At 60.6% G+C, this 7676-nt stretch carries 6 protein-coding genes and 1 pseudogene; 5 read left to right on the top strand and 2 right to left on the bottom strand.

Features of this window, described 5'->3' with window-relative positions:
• The 5 genes and pseudogenes from QOC89_RS10380 to QOC89_RS10360 form a co-directional block, all read left to right on the top strand.
• A pseudogene (locus QOC89_RS10380) lies at nucleotides 1–282 on the top strand (amino acid ABC transporter ATP-binding protein); the annotation flags it as partial.
• A 61-nt stretch (nucleotides 283–343) separates the two neighbouring features.
• A complete protein-coding gene (locus tag QOC89_RS10375) occupies nucleotides 344–1459 on the top strand; it encodes an alanine racemase (protein ID WP_323044932.1) in 1116 nt (371 codons plus the stop codon).
• A 61-nt stretch (nucleotides 1460–1520) separates the two neighbouring features.
• Nucleotides 1521–1907 (top strand): RidA family protein, encoded by a 387-nt coding sequence (locus QOC89_RS10370; RefSeq protein ID WP_323044931.1) that lies wholly within the window; start codon nucleotides 1521–1523, stop codon nucleotides 1905–1907.
• Complete coding sequence (locus QOC89_RS10365; RefSeq protein WP_323044930.1) at nucleotides 1891–2136, top strand: hypothetical protein; 246 nt, start codon at nucleotides 1891–1893, stop codon at nucleotides 2134–2136. Before QOC89_RS10370 ends, QOC89_RS10365 begins: the two co-directional genes overlap by 17 nt.
• An 89-nt stretch (nucleotides 2137–2225) precedes the next feature.
• Nucleotides 2226–3680 carry a D-aminoacylase gene (locus QOC89_RS10360; protein ID WP_323044929.1) on the top strand — a complete coding sequence of 485 codons (1455 nt, stop codon included), beginning with the start codon at nucleotides 2226–2228 and terminating at the stop codon, nucleotides 3678–3680.
• A 22-nt stretch (nucleotides 3681–3702) separates the two neighbouring features.
• Here the strand turns inward: QOC89_RS10360 and QOC89_RS10355 are convergent, their stop codons facing one another.
• On the bottom strand, nucleotides 3703–4194 hold the full coding sequence (locus tag QOC89_RS10355; protein ID WP_323044928.1) for a LysR substrate-binding domain-containing protein: 492 nt from the start codon (nucleotides 4192–4194) through the stop codon (nucleotides 3703–3705).
• 193 nt (nucleotides 4195–4387) lie between these two features.
• Nucleotides 4388–5776 (bottom strand): hypothetical protein, encoded by a 1389-nt coding sequence (locus QOC89_RS10350; RefSeq protein WP_323044927.1) that lies wholly within the window; start codon nucleotides 5774–5776, stop codon nucleotides 4388–4390.
• Between the last annotated feature and the right edge of the window lie 1900 nt (nucleotides 5777–7676).

Here is a 7676-nt window from a genome sequence, read left to right as displayed (position 1 = left end):
CGCGCGTTGGCCATGGAGCCGCCAGTCATGCTCTTCGACGAACCGACCAGCGCGCTCGATCCCGAGATGGTCGGCGAAGTGCTCAACGTCATGAAGTCACTGGCGAGAGACGGCATGACCATGATGTGCGTGACCCACGAGATGGGCTTTGCGCGTGAGGTGAGCGACAGCGTCTGGTTTATGGATCGCGGCGAGATTCTTGAGGTAGCCGACCCGCAAACCTTCTTCCGGTCGCCCGTGCATCCGCGCGCGCAGGCATTCCTGTCCGACCTGCGTCACTAATCAACCTTTCCCCTACGAAGCCGCGCTGGGCTGTACAGCAGTCGCCCGGCACGGAAGCGTCATGATCCATCACCCTATGACAACACCCAACATGACCAGCCCAATTGCCCCGCACCTGGTGCCGGCGGTTGCAACCCCTTGCTTCGTGGTGGCGGAAGACCGCGTCCTGCACAATCTGGCGGTCACCGCGCAAGCGTGTGGCGGCGTCGAGCGCCTGATGCCGCACGTGAAGACTCATCGCGCCGCGTGGCTCGTTCGCTTGTTGCTGGCGCATGGCGTCGGCGCGTTCAAGGCCAGTACGCTCGCTGAAGTCGAAATGGCACTGGCGGCTGGCGCCACGCGTGTCATCTGGGCATTTCCGACCGTCAATCCGCAGAACATTGGCCGTTTCATCGAGCTGGCGCAAGCTTTTCCGGACGCCAACCTCACGGGTCTTGTCGATTCTCCCCAAGGACTGAGCGTGTGGACCGGGCTGCTGGCCGGTGCCCCGCCCTCGGTCAACCTGCGTGTCGACCTTGACCCTGGGATGGGGCGCACGGGAATCCCGATGGACGAGAGCGCACTGGAACTCGCACGCGCGGTTGCCGGGCTCGGCCGGCTTGCAGGCTGGCATCTCTACGATGGCCACATCCGGGGCGCTTTTGAAGAGCGCGAAGCGAAGGTGCACACGCTTGCCGAAACACTCGATGCGCTGCAGTCGACCCTGCGCCGGGACGGCATCGATGTGGATGTAGTCGGAGGCTGTAGCTACACGTTCGACCTGTGGCCACGCTCCGCGATGCATTACGTATCGCCGGGCACCTGGGTTTACTCGAACGCCCAGCACCTGCGAGAACTCGCGCACCACGACTGGATTGCTGCCGGGTTTGTATTAACAACGGTCGTGTCTACGCGCAACGGCACTTCCACGCTGGATGCCGGCAGCAAGGCGATCTCCCCGGACAAGCCACAGGCACAACGCTTTCAAGGCGTCGGCGAAATTGTGATGATGAACGAAGAGCACACCGTCATCCGCAACGACACGCTCAACGTCGGCGACCGGTTGTTGCTGGTCCCGGAGCACACGTGCACGACGGCCTACCTGTATAGCAACGCGCTCGTTCGTTCCCTCGACGGTCGGTGGGAGTACCGGGATCAGCTCGGCAACGAACGCTCAGTCGTACCGTTGACCCAATGACCGTCACGAGGCGAGCAAGCGCGAACCCTCGTCGAGATATTCTTAAAGCGTCAAACCAGAAATGATCGAATCAAACAAGCAACCGTCCCGGGGCGGTCATTACAGTCTGTGGCGTCGCGCCGGCGGCCTGATTTTCGTGGCCGGCCAAGTCCCGCGAGATCCCAAGCGGAACATTCTCGGCGAAACGATCGAAGAGCAAACCACCGCCGTGCTCAATAACCTGCGCCTGGTGCTGGAAGACGCCGGTACCGATTTCAGTCGACTAGTTCGCGTCCAGGCCTATCTGTCGGATATGAGCGATTTCCAGCGGTTCAACGCTGTCTATGCCGAAATGATGGGCACCGCCGCTCCCGTACGAACCACCATCGGATGCGCGCTCAACGGCGTACTTGTGGAAATCGATGCCGTCGCGGAGCCTGGAGAAAGTTCTGTTGATCCGCAAAAGTAACGAAGTCATCCGTTCTTCGAGAGGGGGAAGCATCAAGTCCAGAACGAATGTGATGGTCGGCTTCAAACGGTTCAGGAATGCCGCGGCCACGATTTCAGGCATCGAATTGATGCATCGCATTCGCAAGGGTCTGAGCGATCCGCAACATGAATATACTCGTGCGCGTATCGACGCCGCGCGGGGACGCGACTGGGATTTCCAGAACCTCTGCCCTGCGACGGCGGCTTGACCGATCGCCGTCACGCACTCGTGAAGACGGGCATCGCGGCACGCCCCGCTGTATAGACCGACTGATAAATTCAATACATAGGAATCCAGATGAGTGATTGTTACGATGTAGTGATCCGCAATGGAATCATTGTCGACGGAACGGGCGCCGCCCGCTATGACGGTGATGTGGGTATCAAAGGCGATCGTATTGTGTGCATCGGCAATTTGCAAGGGAGCAGCGCAACAACGGAGATCGACGCATCGGGCCTTGCGGTTGCACCCGGCTTTATCGATGCGCATACGCACGATGACCGCCTGATGCTATCCGGGGGCGACATGGCGCCAAAAGTCAGCCAGGGCATCACTACCGTGGTGGGCGGCAATTGCGGCGTTTCGCTGGCACCGATGCCGCGGCCGATTCCCGATCCGGTCACGCCGCCGCTTAACCTGCTCGATGAAAGCGGATCGTGGTTTCGGTTCGCCAGCTTTGCTGAATATCTGGATGCGTTGCGTGCTCAGCCCGCTGCGACGAATTGCGCCATGCTGGTCGGTCATTCGACCTTGCGTGTCGCTACCATGGATGATCTCACCGTACCGGCAAATCCAGATGAAATTGCTTCCATGCGCGCGCTGGTCGATGAAGCCATGCGCGCCGGCGCGATTGGCGTGTCAACAGGATTGTTCTACGAGCCTTCGATAGCGTCACCCACGGAAGAGGTGATTGAAATATGCCAGCCGCTGCGCGAGTACGGCGGGGTGTATTGCACGCACATGCGGAACGAAGGGGATCAGGTCGTTGAGTCACTGCTTGAAAGTTTCCGCGTCGGCCGCGAAGTTGGGATACCAGTCGTTATTTCGCATCATAAGGTGGTCGGTGTCAAAAATTATGGCCGCTCCGCCGAAACACTGAAGCTAATCGCCGAGAACATGGAAAAGCAGGAAATTTGTCTGGATTGCTATCCTTATCCGGCGTCTTCGACCATTTTGTCTGTACAGCGCGCACGCAACGCAACCCGAGTGACCGTCACCTGGTCAAAAGGTCTACCCCAATACGCCGGCATGGATCTGACGGACATCGTTGCGGAACTCGGTGGTACGCAGGAGGAAGTGATCGACCGTCTGCTGCCGGCCGGCGCGATTTACCACATAATGGACGAGCAGGATGTGCAGCGCATTTTGGCGTTCGACCAGACCATGATCGGCTCCGATGGTTTGCCGCACGACGAGGCTCCGCACCCGCGTCTGTGGGGAAGTTTCCCGCGTGTTCTCGGACACTACGGACGGTCATTGGGCCTGTTTTCCCTTGAGACCGCCATCCATAAAATGACCGGACTGACGGCAAGGAATTTTGGGCTCGCAGGTCGTGGTGTGGTGCAGGAGGGCGCCTTCGCTGACCTGACTATTTTTAATCCTGAAACGGTTGCCGACGCAGCGTCATTTGCCAAACCGATTGCGCCGGCCAAAGGCATTCATATCGTGCTTGTCAACGGCGTCGTTGTGTGGCGTGACGGCGGGCCCAGCGGAGCCCGGCCGGGCCAGGTGCTACGGCGTGAGCGCGTGTAGAAACGTCGCATTCCAACACGACTCAAACCCCCGCTGGCGATTCCACCTCAACAGCCTCCCCAGCGCGCCCCTCAGCCGCGAACATATCGACCAGTTCACGCGCGAAGAAAGGCAGCGCCTCGAGATCGCGTACGCAGACGTGCAGCCGGCGCAACGCCCAGCTATCGGTCAATGCAATCGCCGTGATCCGCATTGTCGGCACGAGCCTGCGCGCGACCGATTCGGGAATGACGCCGATGCCGACCGTCGCCTCGATCATCCGGCACACAGCATCGAAATTGCCCATCTCGGCGCGAAAGCGAAACTGGCGGCCGGCGGCGCTCGCCGCTCGCAACAGAAACCGGTGAATCGCGCTCCATTCCGACAGGCCAACGTAATCAAAAGTGAGCGTTTCGACGAATGAGACCGCCTCGCGTCCTTCCAGCACATGGCCGCTGGGCACGATCAGCACGAGACGGTCGTCACGGCATGGCAGATAGTGCAGATTTTCCGCGGGCGGACATGCGTGCCGCATCAGCGGCGCTCGGGCGATGACCAAGTGACGCAGTTTGGCGACAGACGCATCGCAGCGTGCATTGACGCTCGTCGCGCAGGTGCATAGAATCCGCGGGTTGGATCAGCCGAGCCCCGGATGGTCGGCGTGTATTGGATGGCCATCGGAAGATGGCCTTTTTTTTGACAGGCGTGCGGCAGCGCGTAGTCTCGAGCTAGAAAAGGTCGCCCTGCTCTCGCTGGATGTGCACGGATTCTTCCTCGACGAGTCTTGCCTCGCGCAGAAGCGCCACGACGCTTCGCTCGGGCGAGCAGGTAACCCGCGAAAATTCCCGAACAAAGCTTTCGACACCGACGGCAGGATGCCCTCCGCTGAAGTACTCAAGCAGTCGCTGAACCTCTTCTGCGGGTACCTCGAACCGAACCCGCGTCGAGCACGCCCTCAACTCGCTTACGTTAAGCGTTCGCCCCTGCACCCAGTGCAGTCGCGGCTCCGCGTCCGCGCGCCAGCGACCAGTCGGCCTGAACTGCCTTCCGTTCAACTCAAGCAGGTAGCCTCTTAGCGTGAGCTCTCGCAGGTAGTGAAAGGTCGCGCCCATTTGAGCCTGTTCGGCACTGCCGATCGCGTTATAGCGCGCCGCCAGCCAGCGTTGCGCCGTCTGGACTGCGAAACTCGCGTCACGATCTTCGCGACCGGCTCCGGCGACGAATCTAGCGAACACGTCGGCCTGCCAGATCCGCCGATCAACGCCGCAACAGGACTGCGACTGGACTTCGATATCGACGGCGTCGGGCCATCGGTCGCAACTCAAACCAAGCAGCCCTTCAAGTACTTCGATCTTGCCTGGGATGGGCTTCTGGCGGTACAGGGCGTTCTCCGCGTGAGAGCCCGCGTTGATCCACGAGGGGACCGCCAGCGGCACCGTCAGCCGCGTCGGCGCATCTGCGCCCTCGTTGGCCAGGGCAGCCCCTGGGACTTGATGTGAAGGTGCGGAGTCCTTCACTCGAATGCCCTGCTCCAGCACCGGGTGCCGGAGCCAGACCTTGTTTGAAAGGCCCTGCTGAACCACGCGGCGCAAGTCCGATATCCGATGGATACGTTCTTTGCGCGGAACAACAATTTCAAGCGTCGGGAGTCCCAGCGCTTTAACGGCAACGTGCCTGCGTACGTTGTAGATGTCCGGGATGCAAACCTGGATCACGAGCGGGCCGCCTAACGTATGCGCAAAGAAATCCACGGCCACGCCATCGATGATCGTATCCAGCGCAACATCGTCGCCCCACTGTTCGAGCACGCGGTGCGAGTCCTTGCCCTTGCGCGGGCCCGATCGACCCGAGGGACCGAGGAGCGCGGGCGCAAATACAAACCGGCCTTCGGCGAGAATAGAAAGGGCAGCCGCGCGCGTGGCGTGCTGGTTGCCAAGCTCGCACGCATCAGTCACGTGGCGGAAATAAGCCGGTGATTTCGCCGGTCTGCGTACTTCGAGCGCGTGACCGCACGCGACACAGCTATAGGTCTGCGGCACGTTGTCGAGCAGATCGGTGGCCGACACAAGCTGACCGGCCGAATTGCGGGCAAAGGCGATGTGCGAGGTCGATGGCATGTGACTCAACCCGGTGGAGCGCAGTTAAGATCATTCTGGGCCTGGATGGCGCACTGTACTAGAATTTGGTCCCAGGTCGTGTCCCAAAACCAACGGAAAATGCCGCTCAAATGCCTTTCCCCGGACGGACCACTGTTCTCCTTCGACTTCGATCGAACCGGATGTGAGCAGCTGCACGCCGAGCAGGCCGCTCGACACCATCTGCTTTTGCGGTGTTGCGACGCAGTTGTAGGCCTGCGCATCTCGTCCAACGGGCGGCCCCACTTCTATCACATGCATCGCGCAGGCGTGTGTCAGTAGGAGTCTGAGACCGAGCAGCCCCCGCGCATCAAGGAGGCGATCGTCTGCTCTGCGCGCGCTGCTCACTGGACTGCCGATACTGAGGCAAACGGTTGTGAATACGCCGGCGGTGAGTCATGGACGGCAGACGTGCTCGCGAGCCATCGCAGCAGCAACGTGGCATTTGAAGTACAACTCGGCGCCCAGACGCGGGCAGACACCATCGCACGTCAGCGAGGATATAAGGCATCAGGGGTTCGTGGCCTCTGGTTCTTCGCGTCAAGGGCGTATGACGTCTGCGAGGACATCCCCTCTTTCCAGGTCCGCCCAGCCGAAGAGCGCCGGAAACATACGAGGTCCGGGTATCGCCCCCGCACGCGCCTCCACGAACCGGGCGTCAATGCCATCCGCGAGGAGTGGACGCCCCTCTCTGAGTTTGTGGCGGGTGCACTGGGTGCCGGCTCCGCTGTGCGCCTGTCGCAAGGAAAGGCCATATCGACGTGATGCTTCGCCTCGAGGATGCGCTTCCGTGTAAATGTGGCGTGCCTGTTTCCCCCCCTTTGGGCTGTGTCGTCGCCCGCTCCTGACTGCTCCGGACATTACGCGCTCGTCGGGTCGATTATGGGGCGAGGCATCAGGACGCTCGGGCCGCGGTGGCTTAACTTGATCGTTGACCACGTCAACAGCACGCAGGAGCACGTCGAGAAAATCGCGCGCCGCGAACGGGTTGCATATCGGTATCGCTGTCCAGGGTGTGGCGAACCCTTCTCCGACGTGCTGACACCACACCCGAGCAGACGCTGCGGCTGGCAGGCGTGCCGTTGTTAGCGATCGGTTCTCCGCAACCCGAAACCGCGGAATGGGGGTTTGTCTACCGCTGGTGGTTAGAAAGGCACCCTGCCACGACGCAGCCGGCCGGGCCCGCGTGGATGGTCCGATAGCGCGAAAGATGCACTAAAACACGCCGCATTCGAATACGCGATACGCCGTCCCACGCAACACAATGGGCTCTGGTGTGAGTGCGGACTGCTTCGCGCTCCGTTCAACGTATACGCGCGATCAACAATGCCATCTCAGCTCGAAATTCACCTCGGATACGTATTCAAGGACGAGGCGCTGCTGCGACACGCGCTGAAGCCTCGCGCCGAACGGTCGACAAGAACGATATCGGGCGCGTGGAATCCATCGGCATCCATGTACCTATTTGGTCGCCGTTCCGAGCCTTAGCCTCGCACCTTACTTGATGAAAGCATAGTGCGCCGACGCAATTGCCGAAAGGAACTTCCGATTGGCGACAGTGACAGCAAGAGGAGCGAGCAACCAGCCGAATGAAATCGGACCAATCGGCGGCCGTTCTTGAGCCAAGGAGAAAAAAGGGGCGAGTTCAACCGGAGACTTGACGCGGCAGACGGCTTTGAAGCGTGCGACGAATCCTCAAGTGGGGCCGTTACGGGGAATTCCGAAAGTCCCTTGGGCCGGGTTCTGCCGACCGCGTCGGACAGTAGTCGGCCCAGATTGTGTCAAAACGCTTTTTGGAGCCCTAAAATTTGCCTATCCGATAGCGAGGGATGAGCAAGATGAAGCGGTTCGTTCAAGGCGACAATCGTACGCAAAGCTTTCT

This window comes from Paraburkholderia sp. (assembly GCF_034668105.1).
GTDB lineage: Bacteria > Pseudomonadota > Gammaproteobacteria > Burkholderiales > Burkholderiaceae > Paraburkholderia.
The sequence above is the reverse complement of the archived record's forward strand: the minus strand, read 5'-3'. Positions and strand labels throughout refer to the sequence as shown.

Coding starts and splice junctions, on each gene's coding strand:
- QOC89_RS10375 (WP_323044932.1), top strand. CDS start 344: ATGATCCATCACCCTATGACAACACCCAACATGACCAGCCCAATTGCC.
- QOC89_RS10370 (WP_323044931.1), top strand. CDS start 1,521: ATGATCGAATCAAACAAGCAACCGTCCCGGGGCGGTCATTACAGTCTG.
- QOC89_RS10360 (WP_323044929.1), top strand. CDS start 2,226: ATGAGTGATTGTTACGATGTAGTGATCCGCAATGGAATCATTGTCGAC.
- QOC89_RS10355 (WP_323044928.1), bottom strand. CDS start 4,194: ATGCGGCACGCATGTCCGCCCGCGGAAAATCTGCACTATCTGCCATGC.
- QOC89_RS10350 (WP_323044927.1), bottom strand. CDS start 5,776: ATGCCATCGACCTCGCACATCGCCTTTGCCCGCAATTCGGCCGGTCAG.